This window comes from Curtobacterium sp. VKM Ac-1395 (assembly GCF_015350975.1).
Lineage (GTDB): Bacteria > Actinomycetota > Actinomycetes > Actinomycetales > Microbacteriaceae > Curtobacterium.
Genome location: NZ_JADKRX010000005.1, coordinates 177624 through 201905 on the forward strand (window position 1 = coordinate 177624; position 24282 = coordinate 201905).

21 protein-coding genes and 1 tRNA gene are annotated in these 24282 nt (G+C 71.0%); 7 read left to right on the forward strand and 15 right to left on the reverse strand.

Annotated elements, in window-relative coordinates:
• Positions 1–57: 57 nt before the first annotated feature.
• Positions 58–252: a hypothetical protein gene (locus tag ITJ68_RS14365; RefSeq protein ID WP_194662141.1), complete on the reverse strand. Its 195-nt coding sequence runs from the start codon at positions 250–252 to the stop codon at positions 58–60.
• 269 nt (positions 253–521) lie between these two features.
• On the opposite strand from ITJ68_RS14365, the gene ITJ68_RS14370 reads away from it, so the two are divergent.
• From ITJ68_RS14370 to ITJ68_RS14380, 3 genes are read left to right on the forward strand one after another with little or no spacing between them, the layout of a single operon-like run.
• Positions 522–845: a hypothetical protein gene (locus ITJ68_RS14370; RefSeq protein WP_194662142.1), complete on the forward strand. Its 324-nt coding sequence runs from the start codon at positions 522–524 to the stop codon at positions 843–845.
• Positions 842–1351 carry a hypothetical protein gene (locus ITJ68_RS14375; protein ID WP_194662143.1) on the forward strand — a complete coding sequence of 170 codons (510 nt, stop codon included), beginning with the start codon at positions 842–844 and terminating at the stop codon, positions 1349–1351. Before ITJ68_RS14370 ends, ITJ68_RS14375 begins: the two co-directional genes overlap by 4 nt.
• Entirely contained in the window at positions 1348–2406 is a 1059-nt protein-coding gene (locus tag ITJ68_RS14380; RefSeq protein ID WP_194662144.1) for a hypothetical protein, read from the forward strand. Before ITJ68_RS14375 ends, ITJ68_RS14380 begins: the two co-directional genes overlap by 4 nt.
• A 55-nt stretch (positions 2407–2461) precedes the next feature.
• Here the strand turns inward: ITJ68_RS14380 and ITJ68_RS14385 are convergent, their stop codons facing one another.
• Entirely contained in the window at positions 2462–2749 is a 288-nt protein-coding gene (locus tag ITJ68_RS14385) for a hypothetical protein (protein WP_194662145.1), read from the reverse strand.
• A gap of 734 nt (positions 2750–3483) precedes the next feature.
• On the opposite strand from ITJ68_RS14385, the gene acs reads away from it, so the two are divergent.
• Positions 3484–5493 carry an acetate--CoA ligase gene (gene acs / locus ITJ68_RS14390; RefSeq protein WP_194662146.1) on the forward strand — a complete coding sequence of 670 codons (2010 nt, stop codon included), beginning with the start codon at positions 3484–3486 and terminating at the stop codon, positions 5491–5493.
• A gap of 78 nt (positions 5494–5571) precedes the next feature.
• On the opposite strand, the gene ITJ68_RS14395 is transcribed toward acs, so the two are convergent.
• On the reverse strand, positions 5572–6033 hold the full coding sequence (locus ITJ68_RS14395) for a RidA family protein (RefSeq protein ID WP_194662147.1): 462 nt from the start codon (positions 6031–6033) through the stop codon (positions 5572–5574).
• Positions 6030–6188, reverse strand: a complete 159-nt coding sequence (locus ITJ68_RS14400; RefSeq protein WP_111106559.1) for a DUF4177 domain-containing protein — start codon at positions 6186–6188, stop codon at positions 6030–6032. The genes ITJ68_RS14395 and ITJ68_RS14400 overlap by 4 nt, the downstream gene beginning before the upstream one ends.
• A gap of 50 nt (positions 6189–6238) precedes the next feature.
• Between ITJ68_RS14400 and ITJ68_RS14405 the strand changes: the two genes are divergently transcribed.
• The 3 genes from ITJ68_RS14405 to ITJ68_RS14415 all read left to right on the forward strand — a co-directional run bounded on the left by ITJ68_RS14405 (position 6239) and on the right by ITJ68_RS14415 (position 10013).
• Positions 6239–8893, forward strand: a complete 2655-nt coding sequence (locus ITJ68_RS14405) for a transglycosylase domain-containing protein (RefSeq protein ID WP_194662155.1) — start codon at positions 6239–6241, stop codon at positions 8891–8893.
• Positions 8890–9846 (forward strand): metallophosphoesterase, encoded by a 957-nt coding sequence (locus ITJ68_RS14410; protein ID WP_194662157.1) that lies wholly within the window; start codon positions 8890–8892, stop codon positions 9844–9846. Before ITJ68_RS14405 ends, ITJ68_RS14410 begins: the two co-directional genes overlap by 4 nt.
• A gap of 93 nt (positions 9847–9939) precedes the next feature.
• Positions 9940–10013: transfer RNA gene (locus tag ITJ68_RS14415), tRNA-Pro, on the forward strand.
• 205 nt (positions 10014–10218) lie between these two features.
• Here the strand turns inward: ITJ68_RS14415 and ITJ68_RS14420 are convergent.
• The 11 genes from ITJ68_RS14420 to ITJ68_RS19135 all read right to left on the reverse strand — a co-directional run bounded on the left by ITJ68_RS14420 (position 10219) and on the right by ITJ68_RS19135 (position 24169).
• Positions 10219–11259 carry an LLM class flavin-dependent oxidoreductase gene (locus tag ITJ68_RS14420; RefSeq protein ID WP_194662159.1) on the reverse strand — a complete coding sequence of 347 codons (1041 nt, stop codon included), beginning with the start codon at positions 11257–11259 and terminating at the stop codon, positions 10219–10221.
• A 125-nt stretch (positions 11260–11384) separates the two neighbouring features.
• Positions 11385–12017 (reverse strand): thymidine kinase, encoded by a 633-nt coding sequence (locus tag ITJ68_RS14425; protein ID WP_194662161.1) that lies wholly within the window; start codon positions 12015–12017, stop codon positions 11385–11387.
• Positions 12017–12718: a DNA-binding response regulator gene (locus ITJ68_RS14430; RefSeq protein ID WP_071270285.1), complete on the reverse strand. Its 702-nt coding sequence runs from the start codon at positions 12716–12718 to the stop codon at positions 12017–12019. Before ITJ68_RS14430 ends, ITJ68_RS14425 begins: the two co-directional genes overlap by 1 nt.
• A complete protein-coding gene (locus tag ITJ68_RS14435) occupies positions 12705–13838 on the reverse strand; it encodes a hypothetical protein (protein ID WP_194662162.1) in 1134 nt (377 codons plus the stop codon). The genes ITJ68_RS14430 and ITJ68_RS14435 overlap by 14 nt, the downstream gene beginning before the upstream one ends.
• The gene (locus ITJ68_RS14440; RefSeq protein ID WP_194662163.1) at positions 13835–15064 is read right to left on the reverse strand and encodes a sensor histidine kinase; all 1230 of its coding nucleotides are present in this window, start codon (positions 15062–15064) and stop codon (positions 13835–13837) included. The genes ITJ68_RS14435 and ITJ68_RS14440 overlap by 4 nt, the downstream gene beginning before the upstream one ends.
• A 168-nt stretch (positions 15065–15232) precedes the next feature.
• A complete protein-coding gene (locus ITJ68_RS14445; protein WP_194662164.1) occupies positions 15233–16369 on the reverse strand; it encodes an Rv2578c family radical SAM protein in 1137 nt (378 codons plus the stop codon).
• A gap of 86 nt (positions 16370–16455) precedes the next feature.
• Positions 16456–17943: a malate:quinone oxidoreductase gene (locus ITJ68_RS14450; protein ID WP_194662165.1), complete on the reverse strand. Its 1488-nt coding sequence runs from the start codon at positions 17941–17943 to the stop codon at positions 16456–16458.
• 122 nt (positions 17944–18065) lie between these two features.
• The gene (locus ITJ68_RS14455) at positions 18066–19121 is read right to left on the reverse strand and encodes an aspartate-semialdehyde dehydrogenase (RefSeq protein WP_194662168.1); all 1056 of its coding nucleotides are present in this window, start codon (positions 19119–19121) and stop codon (positions 18066–18068) included.
• Positions 19122–19143: 22 nt separating this feature from the next.
• On the reverse strand, positions 19144–20409 hold the full coding sequence (locus ITJ68_RS14460) for an aspartate kinase (protein WP_071270270.1): 1266 nt from the start codon (positions 20407–20409) through the stop codon (positions 19144–19146).
• Positions 20410–20537: 128 nt separating this feature from the next.
• Positions 20538–21137, reverse strand: coding sequence for a recombination mediator RecR (recR, locus tag ITJ68_RS14465; protein WP_194629917.1), 600 nt, complete (start codon positions 21135–21137; stop codon positions 20538–20540).
• Positions 21137–24169 (reverse strand): DNA polymerase III subunit gamma and tau, encoded by a 3033-nt coding sequence (locus ITJ68_RS19135; RefSeq protein ID WP_323743328.1) that lies wholly within the window; start codon positions 24167–24169, stop codon positions 21137–21139. Before ITJ68_RS19135 ends, recR begins: the two co-directional genes overlap by 1 nt.
• Positions 24170–24282: the final 113 nt, after the last annotated feature.

Sequence of the window (24282 nt, forward strand, 5' to 3'; positions counted from 1 at the left end):
GGGAGTGGAGTTCGGAGAACTCCCCTAGGAAACCCGAAACCCGAAACCCGCTACGGCTCAGCGTCCGGAGCCGCCGAACGCGGGGCCGAATCGGTCGAAGTGCTGGTTGACGGCCGCTCGGTGCGCGTCGGGATCGGTGACGCGCTGAACAGCGGTCCACGACCTCGTGGCGAGGGCGGTTCGGGACGGCTGGTACGAGAACGTCTGGGTCCGTGCCGTCATCGTCTGGGTGGTCTTCTGCTGCTCGCTCATGGATGCTCCTTCGTCGGAAAGTCGACGCCCGGTCAGGGAGCCCGACCCGAGCACTGTGGTCGTTCCCACTGCACAGCGCTTGCGGCCGCGTACCGCATGGAGTCGGGCACCCAGATCGAGCGTCGCCAATCGCTGCCTACTATAGGTCGAAACCGTGCCTACAACAGTAGTACGGTGTGGGCAGGGCGCTGAGCAGTTCAGCGCTGACGTACGCGGATGGCGCGCTTCGGCGCTTCGGTAGGGCCTCGCCTGAGATCGAAGGCCGATCCATGCCCCCTACCAAGACCGACGCGACTCGCGACCCGCTGGACATCGAGAACGAGCTCCGGACCCGACGCAGCCTGGCGCTCACACGACAGCGGGTCGAGAACGCCCTGTCCATCGCGTGCCCTCAATGCGCCGCACAGCCGAGCGTCTACTGCTTCCTCGAAGCACGTGGGTTCTGCCGATACCGCTTCGAGAAGGGCCTCAGCATCTCGATCCCGGCTCCCGGCCCGCGCGGGCTGCCGAGCCCGGCGCTCACGCTGCCTGAGTCGAAGACCGCCCCGGATCGACGCCACCCCAACCGCCACCCCGTCAGGGCTGCCCGATGAGCCCCGCACAGCCGCGCTTCGTGCGGGTGACGCACGCCGACGCGGTCCACTCGCAGCAGGCCCAGCAGGATGACGAGCAGGGTCGCGACGCCGAGACCAGGCGACTTCTGGGCGAACGTGCCCGCGAGCAGAAGTTGGCGGAAATTCAGCCTCTCGCTTCAGCTGAGAAGCGCTGGCAGGGTCGGATCCGGGTGGACCGGGATGGCGTCGTTCGACAGGAGTTCTCCTGCAACTGCGGCAAACACTCGCACGGCCACGGCACGCCGGATCACGCCGACCCGTTCGCCGCGATCACCGAACCGACTCGGTTCGAGGCGGAGCCGCCAGCGTGGGCCAAGCGGTTCAACGCCCGCGCCGAAGCCACACTGCAAGAGCAGGCAGCGGCTCTCGCAGCCCGCGTTCGCGCAACGCAGCCCCAGACCCCTCCCGCCGCCGCGGTCAGTCAAGTCACGAGTCTCCGCGCAGGCGGCGGGAGGCCCAAGAACACCGATCGGAAGCGTCGATGATGCCCGCACTGACCCCCACGCAGTGGGCGCACTTCCTGTCAAACGGAACGGTCACCGACGAGAGCGGCGAGGCGGGTCTCCCCTGCCGGGACTGCGGCATGCTCGTGAGCCCGCCGGACGGCCCTGTCGAAGTGCTGACGGCGACCGAGCGCGAGCGCGCCTTCCCGGTCAGCGGCGGCGCTCCGTACGTCCGCGTCGAGACGATCCAGCCCTTCGAGGTGCAGGTGACCCAGTGCGCGCGGTGCCGGACGCGGAACGCAGCAGCGGCAGACCTCGTCGATGATTACCCGTCGCTGGCTCGGTCACTCGGAGACCGCTGGTACGCGACCCTGGCCTTCGAGGCGATGTTGCTCGTGCCGGAGGTCGCCGGGATGGACTGGCGCTCGGTGGTGAAGGGTGGGCAGAAGAGCGTCCGGACCGCGATGCGTCACTTCCGCCCGCTCGGCGGCACGGCGCGGTGGTCCTCCGCGATCACGCCCACCATCCGGCACGACGCCCACAAGCCGACCGGCGCTCGCTGGCGGCACGTGTCGAACGACGTCATCGAGTCCTTCCGCAAGGCCTACGGCGAGATGCTCGCGGACCTCACGGACGGCCCTCGTCTCGTGGGACCACCCGAGGGAACCGAGTTCCGCACCGCGATGCGCGGATGCCTCCTGTGCGGCGTCGGAGCGGTGTCCGCGATGCGGAACCAGGTCGAGTACGTCTGGGGGCCGCTGCGGGCCGCTGACTCCGGTTTGCTTGGAGGTAGGCGCCGGCCGGACGACCTGTACGGATACCTCTGCCCGCGATGCTCGCACGCCGTCGCCTCGATCGGGCCAGGAATCGGGCCGACCGGGATGGAGAAGGCGCTGTTCGCGTTCCTCGAGGTGCAGCCGCCCGTCCTGCCTGCTGGTCACACACCGAAGTTTGGTCAGACGACGGTGCAGTTGGAGAACCTGCGGGCGTGGTGCACCCTTCCGACAGGCACCGGGCCGAACGTGACACCCTGGGCACACGTGCCCGACCTCGGGACCCTGGCCAGGGGCCTGCGGGAGGCCTCGGCGATCCGCTGACCCAGTTGCACCGCGGGAATTCGAGAAAAAGTGAAACTCCCAGGTCAGAAATCTGTCAAAAAGTTGGTTTCGACTCGTCGACGTGCCGGCCGCCGAGCGCGACGAGCCGGGTCGCGAGTTCCCGGGTCCGGGTCTCGTCGACCCGGAGCCCGGCGTCCACGAGTCCCGTGCCACGGTCGACCCACACCGACACGCCGCCCTGGACGAGGACGTCGGTCACGGTGTCGTCGAGCACGAACGGCGCGAGCTCCTCGAACTCCAGCGTGTCGGTCCCGCTGCGGACCCGGACGGGCGGGGTCGACCCAGGCAGGAACGGCGGGGCGTCGGCGCGGTGGCGGTGCATGCGGGCACGCTAGGCGGTCCCGATGCGGCCATGCCGGACCATGCAGGGCTCTGTGGAGGCCCTGTGGCTCTCCTGGCAACGAGACGTTTTGTACCCCGTTCAGTGCCGACGTACCCCGCTCGGCCTCGGGGCGGAGTCATGCTCCCTGCGGGCCCGAGAACCCGGGCACGCCCGCTTCCCGACGGAGTCGTTCCACCGATGTACCACCGGTCGGTCAGTGGTGGTGTATGCGTCGACATGTACCGGTCTGTCCACCGTTCCGCGTCACCGCGCGGATCGACCCGGACTCCTGGGCCGTGGCAGCCCCCGGAAGGCGTCGATCGCGTCCGGGAAAAAGAAGAGGCGGCACCGGTTGGGGGGAACAGGTGCCGCCAGGACACCGGAGGATTGGGGGGAATCCGATCCGATGCCGCCGGAAACGAGTCCGGCAAGCACCACTGTACCCCACGTCGGGGCATCCGGGGCAACCCATGTCGCGCATCCGGCGCGTGTCCGCCGAGGGCGTACGACGGACACGCGCACGAACCGCCCACACCGGCCGGACGGACACGAACGCGAACCGCCCACACCGGCCTGATCGACACGCGCACGAACCGCCCACGTCAACCAGCGCGGACCCCCGGCGCCACCCCCACCTCGCCCTGCAGAACCGCCCATTGCACGACGCACCTCCCCCTCCGGCCGAGCGGTAGTCTCCGTGTGCACACCGGACGCACCGACGCGAAAGGACATCGATGTCCACTCCGACCCAGGTCGACCCCCGAGGCGACGACGCACGCGACGCACGCGACGCACCCCATGCGGGCGACGACGCACGGCACGACGACTCGCCCACGTTCCCCCCGACACCGGAGTTCGTCGCCGACGCCGTCGCGCACGAGGACCTGCACACCGCTGCCGGCACGGACCGCGAGCAGTTCTGGGCGGACCAGTCGCGGGAGCTCCTCGAGTGGCGCACGCCGTTCACGCGGACGCTCGACTGGTCGGGCGCACCGTTCGCGACGTGGTTCGACGACGGCACCCTCAACGTCGCGGAGAACTGCCTGGACCGCCACGTCCGCGCGGGCAACGGCGACCGGGTCGCGATCCACTTCGAGGGCGCCCGCGGTGACACCCGCCGGATCACGTACGCCGAGCTGACCGCCGACGTGCAGCGCGCGGCGAACATGCTCACGGACCTCGGCGTCGGCCAGGGCGACCGTGTGGTCGTCTACCTCCCGCTCATCCCGGAGGCCGTCGTCACCATGCTCGCCGTCGCCCGCATCGGCGCCGTGCACTCGGTGGTCTTCGGCGGGTTCAGCGCGGAGAGCCTCCGCGCCCGTATCGAGGACGCCGGCGCGAAGCTCGTGGTCACGGCGGACGGCGGCTGGCGGCGCGGGGCCGTCGCGGCCCTCAAGCCCGCGGTGGACGAGGCGCTGCAGGGCGAGGGCACGGACAGCGTCGAGCACGTCCTGGTCGTCCGGCGCGGCGAGAACGCCATCGACTGGCACGACGACCGCGACCGGTGGTGGCACGACGAGCTGGCGGCGGCGGACGACCACCACGAACCGAAGGCCTTCCCGGCCGAGAACCCCCTCTTCATCCTGTACACCTCGGGCACGACCGGGAAGCCGAAGGGCATCGTGCACACCTCGGGCGGGTACCTCACCCAGGCCGCCTACACGCAGAAGAACGTCTTCGACATGCACCCGGAGAAGGACGTCTACTGGTGCACCGCCGACATCGGCTGGATCACCGGACACACGTACGTCGTCTACGGGCCCCTCGCCAACGGCGTGACCCAGGTCCTCTACGAGGGCACCCCGGACGAGCCGAAGCCCGGCCGCTGGTGGGACCTCGTCGACCGGTACGGCGTCACCGTCCTCTACACGGCCCCGACCGCGGTCCGCGCCGCGATGAAGGCCGGCCGACAGGTCCCCGACGCACACGACCTGTCGTCGCTGCGCCTGCTCGGCAGCGTCGGCGAACCGATCAACCCCGAGGCCTGGCACTGGTACCGGCAGGTCATCGGCCACGACCGCACCCCGATCGTCGACACCTGGTGGCAGACCGAGACCGGCGCGATCATGATCTCCGCGCTCCCCGGCGTCACGAAGCTCAAGCCGGGCGCAGCGCAGACGCCGCTGCCGGGCATCGTCGCCGAGATCGTGGACGAGGACGGCAACCGCGCCGACCCGGGCGAGAGCGGCTACCTCACCATCACCGAACCGTGGCCGTCGATGGCGCGCGGCATCTGGAGCGACCCGGACCGCTTCGTCGAGACGTACTGGGACCGCTTCCCCGGCCGCTACTTCGCCGGCGACGGCGCCCGGCTCGACGGCCAGGGCGACATCTGGGTGCAGGGCCGCGTCGACGACGTGATGAACGTGTCGGGCCACCGCCTCTCCACCGCGGAGATCGAGTCGGCACTCGTCGGCCATGAGGGCGTCGCCGAGGCGGCCGTCGTCGGGGCAGCCGACGAGACGACCGGCCAGGCCATCGTCGCGTTCGTGATCCTGACGACCGAGGCAGCGGAGGGCGCCGACCGCGAGGCCGTCGCCGCCGAGCTGCGTGCCTGGGTCGGGACCCGGATCGGCGCGATCGCCAAGCCCCGCCAGGTCGTGGTCGTGCCGGAGCTCCCGAAGACGCGGTCCGGCAAGATCATGCGCCGGCTGCTCCGCGACGCGGCCGAGGGCCGCCGCATCGGCGACACGACCACGTTGGCCGACCCGACGATCATGGCGACCATCGCTGATCTGATGTAGACCGCGGAACGCGAGCAGGGCCTCCAGTCAGTCCAGACGGGAGGCCCTGCTCGCGTTCGGTCCGCGGCTGACGGTCCGTCAGTCGGCCAGCTCGACGACCAGCTCGACCTCGACGGGCGCGTCGAGCGGGAGCACGGCGACGCCGACGGCACTGCGCGCGTGGACGCCTGCCTCCCCGAAGACGTCACCGATGAGGGTGGAGGCACCGTTCGCGACCCCGGGCTGGCCCGTGAAGGACGGGTGCGACGCCACGAAGACCGTGACCTTCACGACCCGGGCGACCCGGTCGAGCGACCCGGCGACCGAGGCGACGGCCGCGAGCCCGTTGAGCGCGGCCTGGCGGGCCTGCGCCGTGGCGGTCGCGGCGTCGACGTCCGAGCCGACCTTGCCGGTGACGGGCAGCGAGCCGTCGACGAACGGCAGCTGGCCCGCCGTCTGGACGTACCGGCCGGTGACGACCGCTGGGACGTAGGCGGCGACGGGCGCGGCGACCGCGGGGATCGTCAGCCCGAGCTCCGCGAGGCGGTCGGAGACGCTCACGCCTGGGCCTTCGGACGCTTCAGGTAGGCGACGAGCCCGCCCTCGGGACCGGTGACGATCTGGACCAGTTCCCAGCCCTCGTCCCCGTAGTTGTTGAGGATGGCGGTGGTGTTGTGGATCATCAAGGGCGTGGTGAAGTACTCCCATCGAGTCATGCGGTTCCTTGCCAGCCTTTCAGTCGTGGGTGTCGTTTAGGCTGCATCCTATGTCTGCCCAGAAGACGTCTGCATCGCGGACCAAGCCCGTCTCTGCAGTCGGCGCCTTCATCGGTTTCACCGGCTTCAGCGTGCTCGCCGGCCTCCTGGTCACCATCGGGGTCACCCCGGCGATCGCGGTCGCCGGTGTCACGACGACCTCGACGATCGGTGTGTTCGAGTCACTGCCCGAGTACATCGAGCTCGGTGACCTGCCGCAGCGCAACGAGGTCCTCGCCTACCAGGGCGGACAGCCCGTGCACCTGGCGACGGTCTACGACCAGAACCGCCAGGAGCTCAAGTTCGACCAGATCAGCGACCAGCTGAAGAACGCCGCGATCGACGGCGAGGACAAGCGCTTCTACGACCACGGTGGCGTCGACATGACCTCGCTCGTGCGTGCCGGTGTCGGGTCGCTCGCCGGCGGACTGGGTGAGTCCGGCGGTGGTTCCACGCTGACGATGCAGCTCGTCCGCAACATCAAGATGCAGCAGGCCCTCGAGCTCCCCACGCAAGAGGAACGCGACAAGGCCTACAACGAAGCCGTCAAGCAGACGATCTCCCGCAAGCTCGAGGAGATGAAGCTGGCGATCGGCCTCGCCAAGCGGTACTCGCACCAGCAGATCCTCACCGGGTACCTCAACATCGCCTACTTCGGCGACCAGACCTACGGCGTGCAGGCCGCGGCGCAGCACTACTACAACAAGAGCGCGACCGACCTCACCCCGGCAGAGGCAGCCTCGATCCTGGCGATCGTGCAGTCCCCGAACAGCCGCAACCTGTCCGACCCGAAGTTCTACGACGCCAACGTGGCTCGTCGCGACGTCATCCTCAAGAGCATGTACGCGCAGAAGCACCTCACGCGTGAGCAGCTCGACGAGGCCCTCGCGTCCAAGCCGGCGGACTACGTGCACCTCACGGCGCCGAACCAGGGCTGCAAGGCCGCTGCCGGCAACGGCTCGCAGTTCTTCTGCGACTACGCCGTGCAGGTCGTGCGTGAGATGTCGCAGCTCGGCTCGACGCAGAAGCAGCGGGACGCCGCCTGGCGCAACGGTGGCTACACGATCCAGACGACGCTGAGCCTCGACCTGAACTCGGCCCAGAAGGACCTGATCAACGCCTACGCGCCGAACACCGAGGCCCGCTTCAACTTCGGTGGCACGATCGACTCCGTCGAGGCCGACACCGGACGCATCGTGACCATGGTGCAGAACAAGAACTACAACCAGCTCATCAGCTGCGGCAAGCAGGGCGCCGACCCGAACGCCTGCGCCCCGGCGACGGACACCGGCATCAACTTCAACGTCGACTCCCAGTACGGCGGCGGTGAGGGCTTCCAGACCGGATCGACCTTCAAGGCCTTCACGCTCCTGAACTGGCTGCAGAACGGCCACGGCCTGAACGAGACCGTGAGCGGGACCCCCCGCGGGTTCACGTCGTACCGGGTCTGTGGTTCCACGTCCGGGATCTCGCCGATCTACCAGCCGAAGAACGACTCGGCCGGTGAAGGCGGCAACATGACCGTCGAGAGCGCCACCTACCGGTCCGTCAACGTCGCGTTCGTCAACATGGCGCAGAAGCTCGACTACTGCGACATCCGGAAGACCGCGGAGAGCCTCGGCGTGCACCTCGCGAAGCCGCGCACGCCCCTCGCGGGCTACGGCGACGACATGTCCAAGCCCACGACGAACGAGATCGAGCTGAACCCGTCGGCCGTCCTCGGGACGAACTACATCGCCCCGCTGACGATGGCCGCCGCGTACGCCGGCATCGCCAACAACGGCACGTTCTGCCGCCCGATCGCGATCGACAACATCACCAACGCCGACGGCAAGTCCCTCGGCGGGCAGCCGAAGGACTGCACGCAGGCCATCGACCCGACCGTCGCCAAGACCGCGATCTACGCGATGAAGAAGACGATGACCATCGGCACCGCCGGCGGCGCCCGCACCCCGGACGGCTTCGACGAGTTCGGCAAGACCGGCACGACGGACGACGCCGACCAGATCTGGCTCGTCGGGTCCAGCACGAAGATCGCCACGGCGACCTGGCTCGGCAACATCGAGGGCCGCGCTGACGGCACCAAGCAGAGCCTCCGTCGCGTCGCAGGTCCCCAGGGGCTGTACTCGCTGTCGCGCACCTCGCTGTGGCGTCAGGCCCAGAGCATCGTGAACTCGCAGTACCCGGGTGGCCAGTTCGAAGCCCCGACGCCCTCGGCCATCCGTGGCAACAGCATCACGCTGCCGAACGTCGTCGGCCAGAGCGGTGACCAGGCTCGCGCGACGCTCGCCGGTGCCGGCTTCACCTACGTGGACGGCGGCACGCAGCCGGGTGGCGGCGCTCCTGGTTCCGTCCTCTCGACCTCGCCCGGCGCTGGTTCGGCCCTCTCGAAGGGCTCGAGCGTGACGGTCTACACGTCCGACGGCTCGCAGGCCACGGTCCCCGACGTCGGCGGCAAGTCGGTCGGCGGCGCTCGCTCGACGCTCTCGAATGCCGGCTTCGGCAACGTCGGGGTGTCCGAGCAGTTCGCGAAGGGCGACGGCAAGAACGAGTGCCGCGTCGCGAGCTCGGACCCGGGCCCCGGCACCAACGCGTCGAAGGACACGGGCATCACCCTGCAGCTCTTCGGCAACAAGGACGGCAAGCCCGGGAAGGGCTGCAAGTGACGGCTGGCCGCGCCGGCCTGGGGGTCCTCGCGGCCGGCGCCGTCGTCGGTGCGGGCTCCGCGGCCTGGGGCGCGCTCGTCGAGCGTCGGCGGTTCGGCATCCGGTGGGAGACCGTCCCGGTCCTGCCGCCGGGTGCTCGTGACGTGGTCGTCCTGCACCTCTCGGACATCCACATGGCCCCGTGGCAGGCGGACAAGCAGCAGTGGCTGCGCGACCTCAGCCTGGTCGAGCCCGACTTCATCGTGAACACCGGCGACAACCTCGGACACGAGACCGCCAACACCGCGGTGGAGTATGCGCTCGAGCCCTTCCGCGGCGTGCCCGGGGCGTTCGTCTACGGGTCGAACGACTTCTACGGCCCCTCCCCGCGCAACCCGCTGAAGTACTTCGGTGGCCCGAGTGCGATGCACGCCAAGGCCCGCGCGGTCGACCTCGACATCGAGCGGCAGACGGCGTTCTTCGAGTCGCTCGGCTGGCTCGACCTCAACGACAAGGCGCGAGCGATCGAGGTCCGCGGCTCGCGCTTCGAGCTCTTCGGCACCTCCGACGCCCACCGCGACTGGGACCGCCTCGACGTCCTCCCGACGAACGTCGACGAGATGCGCGGCGAGGTCCCGTGGTCCGAGGACGAGGACGGCCCCGCGCCGGTCTCCATCGGCGTCACGCACGCGCCCTACCGCCGGGTCCTCGACGCCTTCGTCACGCAGGGTGCTGACGTCGTCTTCGCCGGGCACACCCACGGTGGACAGGTCGCGGTCCCCGGCGTCGGTGCGCTCGTCACGAACAGCGACCTCCCCCGCCGGTACGCCAGCGGTCTGCACCAGTGGCAGAACCGGACGCACTGGGCATGGCTGAACGTGTCCGCCGGCCTCGGGACGTCGATCTACGCACCCGTGCGCTTCGCCGTCCGCCCCGAGGCCGTCGTGGTCACCCTGACTGCCCGGACCGCCTGACCACGACGCGCCCGAGCGGTCGCCGCGTGGTCGTGAGCACGTCGATCATCCGCTAGACTTCATGGGTCGCTCCGCGGAGCGGCCAACACACCTCGGGGTGTGGCGCAGCTTGGTAGCGCGCCTCGTTCGGGACGAGGAGGTCGCAGGTTCAAATCCTGTCACCCCGACACGAGAAGGCCCGGGTCCATCAGGACCCGGGCCTTCGTGGTTCCGCACCCGGCACCGGCCGTGGCGACGGCCACGTAACTCGGTCTGCTCAGCGGAGCCGAGCCTCCCGGCCGACGAACGAGGGAGCAGGAACCGTCGAGTCGGTCCACCGGACCCGACGGTTCCTGCTCCCTCGACGTGCGCGGCGCGAGTGCCGCGCGTCCCCTACGCGACCGCGACCGAGCGCCGGACCAGGCGGCCGGCTGCGTGCAGCGACGCCACGACGTCGAGCGCCTGGTGCCGGTACCGCGCCTGGGCGGCACCCGGTGCCACGATGACGCCGTTCGCCCCGGTGGACTCCACCAGCGCGTTGATCTTGTCGGCGACCTGGTCAGCCGTGCCGTACGCCTGACGCTCGGTGCGGGCAGCGATGAACCGGCGCTCGAGGTCACTGAACTGGTAGGCGCGGGCCTCGTCCATCGAGACGGGCTCGGGCTTGATGCCCTGGCGCATCCGGATGAACGAGATCATGCCGGGGGCGGACTGCTCGTCGACGACGGCGGGGTCCTCGTCCGTGACGACCTGCACGCCGATGAGCGCGTTCGGCTCCGAGCGGAAGCGCGACGGCCGGAACGAGTCCCGGTAGAGCGCGAGCGCGGCCTCGGTGTTGTCGGAGGCGAAGTGGTGGGCGAACGCGAACGAGATGCCCAGCGCACCGGCGACCTGGGCGCTGTACCCGGAGGACCCGAGCAGCCAGAACTCCGGCACGTCGCCGTAGCCGGGCACCGCGCGGATGCGGGACAGGGGGTTCTCGGCGTCCATGCCGGTGAAGAAGCCGATGAGGTCGGCGAGGCGCTCGGGGAAGTCGTCCACGTCGAGCCGGTCCGTGCGGCGGAGCGCCATCGCGGTCGCGCCGTCCGTGCCCGGGGCACGCCCGAGGCCGAGGTCGACGCGGTCGCCGTAGAGCGCCCGGAGCGTGCCGAACTGCTCCGCGACGACGAGCGGCGCGTGGTTCGGCAGCATCACACCACCGGAGCCGATGCGGATCGTCTTCGTGGCGGCGCCCACGGCGCTCAGGAGGACGGCGGGGGCCGAGGAGGTGATCCCGGGCATGCCGTGGTGTTCGGCGACCCAGAAGCGCTCGTAGCCGAGGCCCTCGGCATGCACGGCCATGTCGATGGACCCCTGCAGGGCCTGGGTGTTGGACTGGCCGTACTCGCGGGTCGCCAGGTCGAGGACGGACAGGTGCAGGGAAGCGTCGCTCATGCAGGGTGGAACGCGCGCTGCGGCGCCGACATTCCGCGGCGGGCGCGCACGACGACGGACGGGAGGCCCGGCACCGGTCCGGCACCGAGCCTCCCGTCCGGGACGTGGAGTCGTGGCGCGACCGGTCAGCCGAGGTCGCCGTCGAGGCGACCGCCCGACTCCGTGAGGTAGCAGTTGGCGCAGAGGGACTCGTACTCGACGTCGACGCCGTCGATGGCGACCTGCGAGCCGTCGAACACGAAGGCGCCGTCGACCTTGCGGGCGTTGAAGACCGCCTTGCGGCCGCAGCGGCAGATGGTCTTGAGCTCCTCGAGCGAGTGCGCGAGCTCCAGCAGGCGTCGGCTGCCCGGGAAGGCCTCGGTGCGGAAGTCCGTGCGGATGCCGTAGGCGATCACGGGGACGTCGTCGAGCACCGCGATGCGCAGCAGGTCGTCGACCTGGTGCGGCGTGAGGAACTGGGCCTCGTCGACGAGCACGCAGCTCACCGGGCGGACCATGCCGTCGAGCTCGGCGGAGGCGGGATCGACGGCTCCGGCCGCGGCCACGGCGGTGCGGACGTCGTCCTCGGCGGCGAACACGACGTCGACCTGCCGCGTGACCCCGAGCCGGGAGACGATCTCACGGTCGCCCTTCGTGTCGACGCCGGGCTTGGCCAGGAGCACCCGCTGGCCGCGTTCCTCGTAGTTGTACGCAGCCTGCAGCAGGCCCGTGCTCTTGCCGCTGTTCATGGCCCCGTAGCGGAAGTAGAGCTTGGCCACTAGGAGAGGAAGCCGTCCTCCGCCGCACGACGGATCAGGTCGGACTTCTTCGACGCCGGACGACCGACCTTGGCGTACTTCTCGCGCACGCGGCGCAGGTAGGTCTTGGCGGTCTCGTACTGCACGTTCATCTGCGCGGCGACCTCGTTCGTGGAGTACCCGGACACGTAGAGCCGCAGGGCTTCTTCTTCGCCGTGGCTGAGCTTGGGTCGCTGGTGCGCCGTCGCACCGGTCGGCAGCGGACGCCACTCGCGCTGCGGCGGGGTCTCGCGGGCGACGCCCATGACGTCACGGGCGACGTCCATGACCTCGCGCATCGGCAGCGACTTCGACAGGAACGCCGAGGCGCCGGCGGCGAGGGCTCGGTCGCGGGACTCGCGGGTGTCGAGGCTCGAGAGCACGACGACCTTCGCGCCGGCGGCACGGCAGGTGCGCACGCGGGCTTCGATCGAGACGGGTTCCTTGAGCTGGAAGTCGAGGAACACCAGGTCGGTCGGGAAGCTGTCGCTGTGGACCATCTCGAGCCAGGTGTGCGCGGTGAGGGCCAGGTCGAAGTCGAAGGCGTTCACGGCGATCCAGCTGGAGAGGCTGTCGAGCAGGACCTCGTGGTCGTCGAGGATGGCCAGTCGTACACGGCGCGATCCGGGGTTCGGCAGGGCTGGCATGCCCTCCGAGAGCCTGTTCGGGTCAGTGCTGGTCATAGGAGAACCTTAATGCGAGGGCGGACGGACGGACGGCGACGTCGAGGTCCGGGAACGTCACGCGGAGGACGGCGAGGTAGGGGTCGAAGGCACGGTGGATGCCGACGTCGGAGTCGGCCACCACGGCCTCGAACGTGACGTCGACACGGTCGTCGGGTCGGCGCGCGACCGTGGCGTGGAAGCCGGCCGGATCGACGGTGGAGGCTCGGAGCACGGCACGCAGGAACGTCCGGACGACGGTGCGCTGGTCGGCGTCGAGCGCGGCGATGAGCCCGTCGGGGTCGTTGATCGTGGCCGCTGCCCCGCCCTCGGCGCGGACCGCCTGCTGCAGCCAGGTGCGGTCGGCGTCGGCGACCATCACGCGGCGGATGCCGTCGGCGATCGAGCGCGCTCGGGCCCGGTCGGCGTCGGTGATCGTCTCGCGGGTGCGGAGCTCGGCGAAGAACGGCGCGACGTCCTCGGCGAGGATCGAGGAGCGGTCCTGCTGGACGCTCTCCGCGATGCCGTCGCGCTCGGCACGCTCGACGGAGTACGACCCCGCGCGGATCTGCACGCGTTCGGCGAGGCCTGCGAACGTCCACGCGAAGACCACGGCGGCGACGGTCAGCACGAGGGTCGGGGCGGCGGCCAGGAACGCCGACACCGCGACGGGCACCGCGTGCGGGAAGACGGTCGCCGCGACACCCCAGGTCACGGCGTCGACGGCGGCGAGCACCACGCCGCCCACGACGAGGTCGAGCCACGGCCGGTACGGCGCGACCATCACGATCCCGGTGGCGGTCAGCAGGGACATGAAGTCGTTCAGCGCGTTGCGGTCGGGGCCCCACTGCGCGGCGACGCTCGCGACGACGGCGGTGCCGAGCAGCGCGACGTGTGCGACGAAGGCCCAGCGCGGGAACGGCGCGCGGAAGGGACTGGACGCGACGATCACGACGGCGGTGGACGCCGCGACCAGGAGCACCGCGACGGCGCTGAGGGTGGGACTGCCGAGGACGTCACGGTCGAAGACCGACACGACGATCGCCCAGAGCACCCCCACGGCACCGAGGACGACGGCGAGTGGCCGCGACCCCATCGCGCCGAGCGGGTCGTACTGCTGCGCGGTCCTGGTGCCCCTCACGCGGACTCCTGCAGGCCGTCGGTGTCGCCGTGGCCGATGACCCGCACGGGACTCGGGGCAGTGGCGTACGGCACGGACATCATCACGCTCGTGCCGCTGCCGGGCGACGTCCACACCTGGACGTCACCGCCGACACGACCGATGCGCTCGCGCACGGAGTTGCGCAGGCCCATCCGGTCGGCGCCGGTCTGCTGCTCGTCGAAGCCGCGGCCGTCGTCGACGACCATCACGGTGCAGGCGGCGCCGTCGTCGAACACGCTCACCTCAGCGGAGTCGGTGCCGGCGTGCTTCCGGACGTTCGCCAGGCAGGCACCGACCGCCCGGACGAGCGCGGTCAGGGACGGGGACTCGAGTCGGGCGAGCGCGGCGGGGTCCCCCGTGACCAGGACGTGCAGCCCCTCGGCCCGGTGTTCCTCGACCACGTGTTCGAAGGCGTCGACCGCGGCGCTGTCACCGGTGTCGTGCTGCTCGCTCGCCAACCAGGCCCTGCCGGTGAGCATCGCGAAGTCGGCGTCCACCGTCCGGGCCAGCTGCTCGTCCATCGGGCCGTCGGGCGCGAGGGCGATCGCCCCCAGGTGGTTCAGGACGGTGTCGTGCAGGATCGCGGAGGCCTCGGACTCGACGCCGGCGCGGTACGCGGACACGCGCTCCTCGCGCGCGGAACGCAGGAGCTCGGGCTGGACGCGCTGCGACCGGGCGGTGCTGCGTCCGCCGACCAGGACGATGCCGGCGACGAACGCCAGCGTCATCCACGCGAGCACGAGCGGGTGTCCGGGCCCGCCGGTCTGCGCGCTGGCGATGCCCGTCGCGATCCGCCCGACGGCGAACCCGCCGACGGACCACAGGACCACACGACCGGGGACCGCACCGGCGCCGCCGACCAACACGAGCGGCACGACCACGAGCGAGAGCAGGTACGACGTCACCCACGGCACCGCGATGTCCCGCTGCACGACGACCGAGAACCACCAGACGCAGACCCCGCCGACGAGCAGGAAGGCGATCGCGGAGCGCCACGTGCCGAACTGCACGTGGACGCCGATCATCCCGAGCATCGGCAGCAGGGCGACCAGTGCTCCCACCACCCGCACGTCGGTGTCGGTCAGGACGAAGAGCAGGAGCGTCACCGCGGCGGCCAGCAGCGACCCGACCGCGGCGGCGTGGAAGGCCCGCACGGTCGACCACGCGTTCACTCGCGGAGCGAGATGCGTGGGGATGCCGAGCACGGTGCGTCTCCTTCCGGGAGCCAGGGAGCGCCGCCCACGATCCAACCACCATCGACGCGGTCGTGTACCCCGGATCGGGTACCGGATGACGACTGCTTCGATGATAGCGGCAGGGGTCTGACGTTCGATGTCCCCCGAAGGTGTGCTGGACTGCGCTCCGGACCGGCGTCAGAACAGCGTCGGCACGCCGTTCGAGATCCCGGTGCGGCGGCGGTCCCACCCGGGGTCGGCACGCTTCAGCGGTGAGACGCCGGCCTCCCGGTCGCTGCCGGGGCCCTCGACGCCGAGCGCGACCGGTCGGACGTCCGTCGGGCCGTCGGAGAACCCCATGGAGCCCGTCGCCGGGTCCACCCGGCCGAGTCCGACGCCGTGTGCCCGCATGATCGGGGGGATGCGCTCGGCGAGCCACCGGCGGTAGTCCTTCGGCGCGTACGTGTTGTCGAGGTACATCGCGCGGTAGCGGGGCACGAGGTCCGGGTGCGTGCGCGCCAGCCACTCCATGTACCAGGGCTTGACGCCTGGCTTCAGGTGCAGGGCCGAGTACATCAGGCTCGTGGCACCGGCCGCCGCCGCGCGACCGATCGCGTCGTCGAGGTGGGCGATGGTGTCCGTGACGTACGGCAGCACGGGCATCAGGAACACCGAGCACGGCAGGCCGGCGTCGACCACTGCACGGACCGTCGCGAGGCGCGCCGAGGTCGTCGGGGTGCCCGGCTCGACGGACTGCTGCAGGTCGTCGTCGTACACGGCGATGGACATCGCCACGTCGACCGGCACGGTGCGCGCGGCCTCGACCAGGAGCGGGATGTCCCGACGGAGCAGCGTGCCCTTCGTCAGGATGCTGAACGGGGTGCCGGACTCGGCCAGGGCCTCGATGATGCCGGGCATCAAGCGGTACCGGCCCTCGGCCCGCTGGTAGGGGTCGGTGTTGGTGCCGAGCGCGACCGGGTGGCGGTCCCAGCTCGGCTTCGCCAGTTCACGACGCAGGACCTCGGCGACGTTGGTCTTCACGACGATCTGCTGGTCGAAGTCGGCGCCGGCGTCGAACTCCAGGTACGTGTGCGTGGGCCGGGCGAAGCAGTACACGCAGGCGTGGCTGCAGCCGCGGTAGGGGTTGATCGTCATCCCCCAGGTGTCCCCCTGCACCCCGTTGACCCGGTTCAGTGCGGACTTCGCCAGGACCTCGTGGAAGGTGACCCCCGCGAACTCCGGCGTCGTGACGCTCCGCACGAACCCGCTGTTCGACTCGAGCCCCGGCAGGGCGTCACTGAGCGACGCGTCGATCGCCTGCCCGTTCCATCGCATGGCGCCATTCGAACACACGTTCGAACGCGGCGCAACCCGAGGCGGGTCAGCGCAACCCGGAGCGGGTCAGGGCACGCCGGGACCCGTCAGTGGTGCAGGCCGAGCACCGCGGCCGTGCGGCCGAGGGTCTCGTCGGCGAGTGCCGCGTCCGCGCCGAGGTCCTTGCCGTACGTCGGGACCATCACGCGGACCGCGTCTTCCCAGCGGTCCCAGCGGTCGGGGAAGCACTTCCGCAGCAGTCCGAGCATGATCGGCACCGCGGTCGATGCCCCGGGCGACGCACCGAGCAGCCCGGCGATGGAGCCGTCCGCTGCCGTGATGACCTCGGTCCCGAACTGCAGGACGCCGCCCTTGTCCTTGTCCGGCTTGATGACCTGCACGCGCTGCCCGGCGATGATCTTGTGCCAGTGCTCCGGTTCGGCGCTCGGCATGAAGTCGCGCAGGGCGTCGAACTTCGTCGACTTCGACGCGAGCAGCTGTCCGATCAGGTAGCGCAGCAGGTCGAAGTTCGAGAACGCGACGCTGAGCATCGGGCGCAGGTTGTGCGGACGGATCGACCGGAACAGGTCGAGCACCGATCCCTGCTTGAGGAACTTGGGGCTGAAGCCGGCGTACGGGCCGAACATCAGCGAGGCCTTGCCGTCGACGATGCGGGTGTCGAGGTGCGGCACGGACATCGGCGGGGCGCCGACGCTGGCCTTGCCGTAGACCTTCGCCGCGTGCTTCTGGACGACCTCGGGGTCGTCGGTGCGGAGGAACTCCCCCGACACCGGGAACCCGCCGTAGCCGCGGATCTCCGGGATGCCGGACTTCTGCAGCAGCTGCAGTGCCCCACCGCCGGCGCCGACGAAGACGAACTTCGCCGCGATCTTCTGCGGGGACCGGCCGACCTCGTTCACGACGTCGAGCGCCCAGCCGTCGAACTCCTTGCCGCGGCTGATGTTCCGCACGCGGTGGCTCGGCTCGAACTCGACGCCGTCGACCTCGAGCTGGTCGAAGAGCTGCCGAGTGAGCGACCCGAAGTCGACGTCCGACCCGGCGGCCGAGTAGGTCGCAGCGATCGGCTGGTCCTTCTTGCGGCCGGGGATGAGCGCCGGGGCCCACTTGCGGATCTGCTCGGCGTCGTCGCTGAACTCGAGCCCGGCGAACAGGGGGTGGTCCTTCATGGCCTCGTACCGAGCGCGCATGTAGGCGACGTTGTCCGCACCCCAGACGAAGGAGATGTGCGGCGTCGGGTTGATGAAGTTGGACGGGTCCGGCAGCGTGCCGGTCTCGACGAGGAACGACCAGAACTGCCGCGAGACCTGGAACTGCTCGTTGACGTTGACGGCCTTCGTGATCTCCACGCGGCCGTCGGGCAGCTCCGGCGTGTAGTTCAGCTCACAGAGTGCGGAGTGCCCCGTGCCCGCGTTGTTCCACGGGTTCGAGCTCTCCTGCGCGACGCTGCCGAGGCGCTCGTACACCCGGATCTTCCACGACGGCTCCAGCCGGTGGATGAGGGCGCCCAACGTGGCGCTCATGATGCCGCCCCCGATGAGGACGACGTCGATCGGGTCCACCTGCTTCACTGCCACCAGACGATCCTAGCGTCGGGTGCTGACAGCGCGGCGGGTGACCGAGACGGTTCCGCGATGACGGACGGGAGGCCCGGTGCCAGCTGGCCCCGGGCCGCCCGTCCGTCAGGGGGGTGCGTCCGTCAGGCGGCGACCGCGCGTCGCGCGACCACGACCTCGGCGATCTGCACGGCGTTCAGCGCCGCGCCCTTCCGCAGGTTGTCGTTGCTGACGAACAGGACCAGGCCGTGGCCCTCCGGAGCGGACTGGTCGGCGCGGATGCGCCCGACGAACGTCGGGTCCTGCCCGGCGGCCTGCAGCGGGGTCGGCACGTCGGACAGCTCGACGCCCGGCGCCGCGGCGAGGAGCTCGGTGGCGCGCTCCGGCGACAGCGACCGGGCGAACTCGGCGTGCACGGAGATCGAGTGGCCGGTGAAGACCGGGACGCGGACGCAGGTGCCGGCGACGAGCAGGTCGGGGAGCTCGAGGATCTTCCGGCTCTCGTTGCGGAGCTTCTTCTCCTCGTCGGTCTCGCCGAGGCCGTCGTCGACGATGCTGCCGGCGAGCGGGATGACGTCGAAGGCGATCGGACGGACGTACTTGACCGGTTCGGGGAAGCGCACGGCGCTGCCGTCCTGGGTGAGCGCCGCGGTGTCCTGGTCGAGTGCGGCACGGGCCTGGCCGAGCAGCTCCTCGACGCCGGCGAGCCCGCTGCCGGAGACCGCCTGGTAGGTGGTGGCGACCAGGCGCTGCAGCCCGGCCTCGGTGTCGAGGACCTTGAGCACAGGCATGATCGCCATCGTCGTGCAGTTCGGGTTCGCGACGATGCCCTTGCCCGCGGCGTCGATGGCGTGCGGGTTGACCTCGCTGACGACGAGCGGCACGTCGGGGTCCATGCGCCAGGCGCTCGAGTTGTCGATCACCAGGGCGCCGGCGGCGGCGAACCGCGGCGCGAGCGCACGGGACGCGGTGGCGCCGGCCGAGAACAGTGCGATGTCGATGCCCGACGGGTCGGCGGTCTCGCTGTCCTCGACCACGATGTCCTGCCCGCGGAAGGACAGGGTCGTGCCGGCGGACCGGGCACTCGCGAAGAAGCGGACGGTGGTGGCCGGGAAGTCGCGCTCCTCGAGCAGGCGACGCATCACGGCGCCGACCTGGCCGGTGGCGCCGACGACGGCGACGGTGAGTTCTCGGGTCATGGGTGGCTCCTGGTGGTGCGGGTCAGCGGCCGGTGCCGGCGTAGACGACGGCCTCGCTGTCGGCGTCGAGGCCGAAGGCCTCGTGCACGACGCGCATGGCCTCGTTCAGGGTGTCGGCGCGGGTGACGACCGAGATGCGGATCTCCGACGTGGAGATCATCTCGATGTTGATCGACGCCTGGTGCAGCGCGCGGAAGAGTTCCGCGGACACGCCGGCGTTCGTGCGCATGCCAGCACCGACCAGGGCGAGCTTGCCGATCTGGTCGTCGTACTGGATGCTCTCGAAGCCGATGTCCGCCTTCGCGACGCCGAGCGCGGTCAGGACGTTCTGGCCCTGGTCCTTCGGCAGCGTGAAGGAGATGTCGGTGCGACCGGTCGAGGCCGCCGACACGTTCTGCACGATCATGTCGATGTTCGCGCCGGCACGGGCCACGATCGTGAAGATCTCCGCTGCCTTGCCGGGTTGGTCGGGCACGCCGACGACGGTGATCTTGCCCTCGGAGAGGTCTCCGGCGATGCCGGTGATGATCGGTTCTTCCACGGTTTCCCCCTTCGCAGGGTTGTAGACGATGGTGCCCTCGGCGTTGGAGAACGACGAACGGACGTGGAGGGTGACGCCGTGCCGCCTGGCGTACTCGACGGCTCGGATGTAGAGGACCTTGGCGCCGGACGCCGCGAGCTCGAGCATCTCCTCGCTCGTGATGCGGTCGATCTTGCGCGCCTTGGGCACGATGCGGGGGTCGGCGGAGAAGATGCCGTCGACGTCGGTGTAGATCTCGCAGATGTCGGCGTCGAGGGCGGCCGCGAGGGCGACGGCGGTCGTGTCCGATCCGCCACGGCCGAGCGTGGTGATCTCGCCCGTCGTGCGGTTGAAGCCCTGGAACCCGGCGACGATCGCCACGTGGCCGGCGTCGAGGGCCTCGCGCACGCGCTTCGGGGTGACGTCGACGATGCGGGCCTTGCCGTGCTGGGCGTCGGTGAGCATGCCCGCCTGGCTGCCGGTGTAGGACGAGGCCTCGACGCCCTGGCTCTTGATCGCCATCGCGAGCAGCGCCATCGAGATGCGCTCCCCCGCGGTCAGGAGCATGTCGAGCTCGCGGCCGGCCGGGATCGGCGTGACCTGGTGCGCGAGGTCGACGAGCTCGTCGGTGGTGTCGCCCATCGCCGAGACCGCCACGACGACGTCGTTGCCGGCCTTCTTCGTCTCGACGATCCGCTTCGCCACGCGCTTGATGCTCTCCGCGTCCGCGACGGAGGATCCACCGAACTTCTGCACGATCAAGGCCACGGGCGGCTACTCCTGGGACGAGGTGGTCCGCGACGGGCGCGGCTGACGACAATCGTAGACGGTGTTTCGGGGATGTTGCGTGCGAGCGGGTGTCTGCGCAACGATCGTGCGTGGCGGACACTGGCGGATCAGCCGCCGACGACGCGCCGGCCCTCGAACGCACGGCCGAGGGTGACCTCGTCCGCGTACTCCAGGTCGCCGCCGACGGGCAGGCCGGACGCCAGGCGGGTCGTCCTGATGCCCATCGGCACGAGGAGTCGGCTGAGGTAGGTCGCGGTGGCCTCTCCCTCGAGGTTGGGGTCGGTCGCGATGATGACCTCGTCCACGGTGCCGTCGGCCAGTCGCGTCATGAGCTGCTGGATCCGGAGGTCGTCCGGGCCGACGCCGTCGATCGGGCTGATCGCCCCGCCGAGCACGTGGTAGAGCCCGCGGAACTCGCGGGTGCGCTCGATCGCGGCGACGTCCTTCGCTTCCTCGACCACGCAGATGGTCTGGGGCTGGCGGCGGGGGTCGCGGCAGATGCTGCAGCGCACCGACTCGGTCACGTTGCCGCAGACCTCACAGAACCGGACCCGTTCCTTGACGTCGGCGAGCAGCTCGGCGAGCCGGGCGGGGTCGAACGACTCGTTCTGCAGGATGTGGAAGGCGATCCGCTGCGCCGACTTCGGGCCGATGCCGGGGAGACGACCGAACTCGTCGATGAGGTCCTGGACGATGCCGTCGTACATCAGTTGCCTTCGCTCAGGGTGGTCTCCTCGATGAACTGCGCGCCGAGGATCTCACGCACCACGGCCTCGCCGTAGCGTCCGGGGACGGGTGCTCGACGCGGCTGCTGGGCCGGAGCCTGCCGTGCCGGCGCCTGCTGCGTCGGGGCCTGCTGCGCGGGAGCCGATGCCGGCTGCGCGGGTGCCGATCGCGTGGGTGCCTGCTGCGTGGGTGCCGGTCCCGCTGTGCGCCCGCCGAAGCCGGGGTCGGGGAACGGGGCGCCGTCGTCGTAGGGGCCGTCGTCAATCGGGTAGTCGTCGACGGGGACGTCCGCCCCGGGCGCTGCGCCAGGGGAACCCGCCGAGGCCCGCTGTCCGCCGCGGGTGCCGGACGCGGACGAGCCGGACGTGGACGAGGTGGACGCGGTCGAGCCAGCCGCGGGCACCGCGTCCGCGGAGCTGGCGCGGGTCGGTGCCGCGGCGTCCGGAGCGGTGGTGGTCGTCGGGGCGACGGTGTCCGACGGCCCGGTCGACCCGAAGGGCGCTCCCCAGGCAGGCTCCACGCCCTCGGGCACGGCGCCGGTGCTCGGGTCGGTGGACGGGATCGTCGCGACCGCCCACTCGGTCACGGGGTCGTTCGACACCGGCGCCTGCTCGACGGCCGGGGTGGACTCGACCTGCGGCGGCGCGGAGGGCCGGGGCTCGGCCTGCTGCTCGCGGACGGCCTGCTGCTGCGCAGGCTGCTCGGGCGCGCTGCGCGGTGCCTCCTGCTGAGGCGGGGTCGCCGGTGCGGTGGTCGCCGGTGCGGACGGCGCCTGCTGGGCGGATGCCGGTCGCTCCGGTGTCTGTTCGACCGGAGCCTGCTCGACCGGGGCCCGCTGAGCCGAGGTCGTCGGTGCCGGCGCAGGAGCGGACGCTGCTGCGGGTGTCGGTGCCGGTGCCGCCTGGGCCGGCGCGGAACGCTGCGCTGCCGCGACGGGCTGGTCACGCGGGGGCTCGGCCGGACGCTGCTGTCCGGGGCCGCCGGCGCCGCCGGGTCCGCGTGCGACGAACTTCACCCGGAACCCGAGCACGTCGAGGATCGCCGCGCGGACGAGTTCGCTGACACTGGTGGCGGGGTCGGCCATCTCCTTGAACGAGGCGACGTCCTGCTGGCTCGGGAACGTCAGCGTCAGGACGTCGTCGCGCAGTGCGGTCACCTGTGCCGTGACGACGACGGTCCAGGCGGAGCGCTTGGCGTGCTGCACGTGGTCGAGGACCTGCGTCCAGGCGTCCCGCATCTGCTGGAGCCCGACCGGCGCGATCGGACGCACCGCCGGCTCGGAGCCGATGACGGTGCCCTGACCGGTTGACGACGACGAGGCGTGCTCGCTCGGCGCGGAACCGGCGGAGCCCGTGCGGCCGGTGGACTCGGCGGTCGGAGACGCGTCGGTGCCCGGTGTCGACGACGAGCCCGACGGCGCCGACGACCCAGATGACCCAGATGACCCAGACGACCCAGACGACTCAGACGACCCCGACGAGTCCGCGCTGCCCGGAGCAACAGCGGCCCACGAGGCGGCCGCGTCCTGCGCTGCCGATGCAGCTGCGGGAGCCGCGTCCGCAGCGTCACCAGTCGACGACGCAGCGGACGACACAGCAGACGACGGCGCACCTGACGAGGGACCGGCGGCGGACGAGGACCCGGACGGCACCCCGATCGTGTCGGGCGCGCTGCTGGTCGTCGTCGACACGGGCTCGGACTGCCGGACCGGCTGCATCGCGGACGAGGCCGGCACCGACGAGGCCGGCACGGACGAGGCCGGCACCGACGACCCCGCACCACGGACCGGCGCGGCAGCGGGCGGAGCGGACTCGAGCACCGCGGGACCACCGCTGTGGCCACCCGCGTCGCCGACCCCGACCCGGCGTTCGAGCCGCTCGACCCGCGCGAGCGCCCCGCGCTGGGAGTCGTCGGCTTCCGGCACGAGCAACCGCGCGACCATCAGCTCGAGGTGCAGCCGCGGGGACGTCGCCCCGGTCATGTCGGTGAGTGCCCGGTTCGCGATGTCCGCGCCACGGGACAGCCCGGTCGCGCCGAACACGCCGGCCTGCCGGGACATGGTGTCGAGCTCCTCGGGTGAGACCCCGCGCAGGACCGCCCCGGCGCTCTCGTTCGTCGCGGCGACGACGATGAGGTCACGGAGGCGCTCGAGCAGGTCCTCGACGAAGCGGCGGGGGTCCTGCCCGGTCTGGACGACCCGGTCGACGGCGGCGAACGCCGAGCCCGGGTCGGCGACGGCGAGCGCGTCGACGACGTCGTCGAGGAGCGCGCTGTCGGTGTACCCGAGCAGGGCCACGGCACGCTCGTAGCGGAGCGCTCCGTCCTCGCTGCCGGCGATGAGCTGGTCGAGCAGGGAGAGGGTGTCGCGGACGGACCCACCGCCGGCCCGGACGACGAGGGGCAGCACCCCGGGTGCCACGGTCACGGACTCCTGCGTGCAGAGCTGCTCGACGTACTCGAGCATCGCCGCGGGCGGGACGAGCCGGAACGGGTAGTGGTGGGTGCGCGACCGGATCGTCCCGATGACCTTCTCGGGTTCGGTGGTGGCGAAGATGAACTTGACGTGCTCCGGCGGTTCCTCGACCAGCTTGAGGAGCGCGTTGAAGCCCTGCGGCGTGACCATGTGGGCCTCGTCGAGGATGAAGATCTTGTAGCGGTCGCGCGCGGGGGCGAACACGGCGCGGTCGCGGAGGTCGCGGGCGTCGTCGACCCCGTTGTGGCTGGCGGCGTCGATCTCGATGACGTCGAGCGAGCCGCTGCCGCCGCGCGCCAGCTCGACGCAGCTCGGGCAGACACCGCAAGGGGTGTCGGTGGGGCCTTCGGCGCAGTTCAGGCAGCGCGCCAGGATGCGCGCCGACGTCGTCTTGCCGCAGCCGCGCGGTCCGCTGAACAGGTACGCGTGGTTGACGCGGTTGGTGCGGAGCGCCGTGCGGAGCGGGTCGGTGACCTGCGACTGCCCGATGAGCTCGGCGAAGTTCTCAGGCCGGTAACGGCGATACAGGGCGGTGACCACGCGACAAGGGTAGCCGGGACGGCCGACACCCGGAGGCCGCTCTCCACAGGCTGCCCAGGGCCCTGGAGCCGCCACCGGCGGAGGGTGACGGGACCCGGGAACGGCAGCGCGCC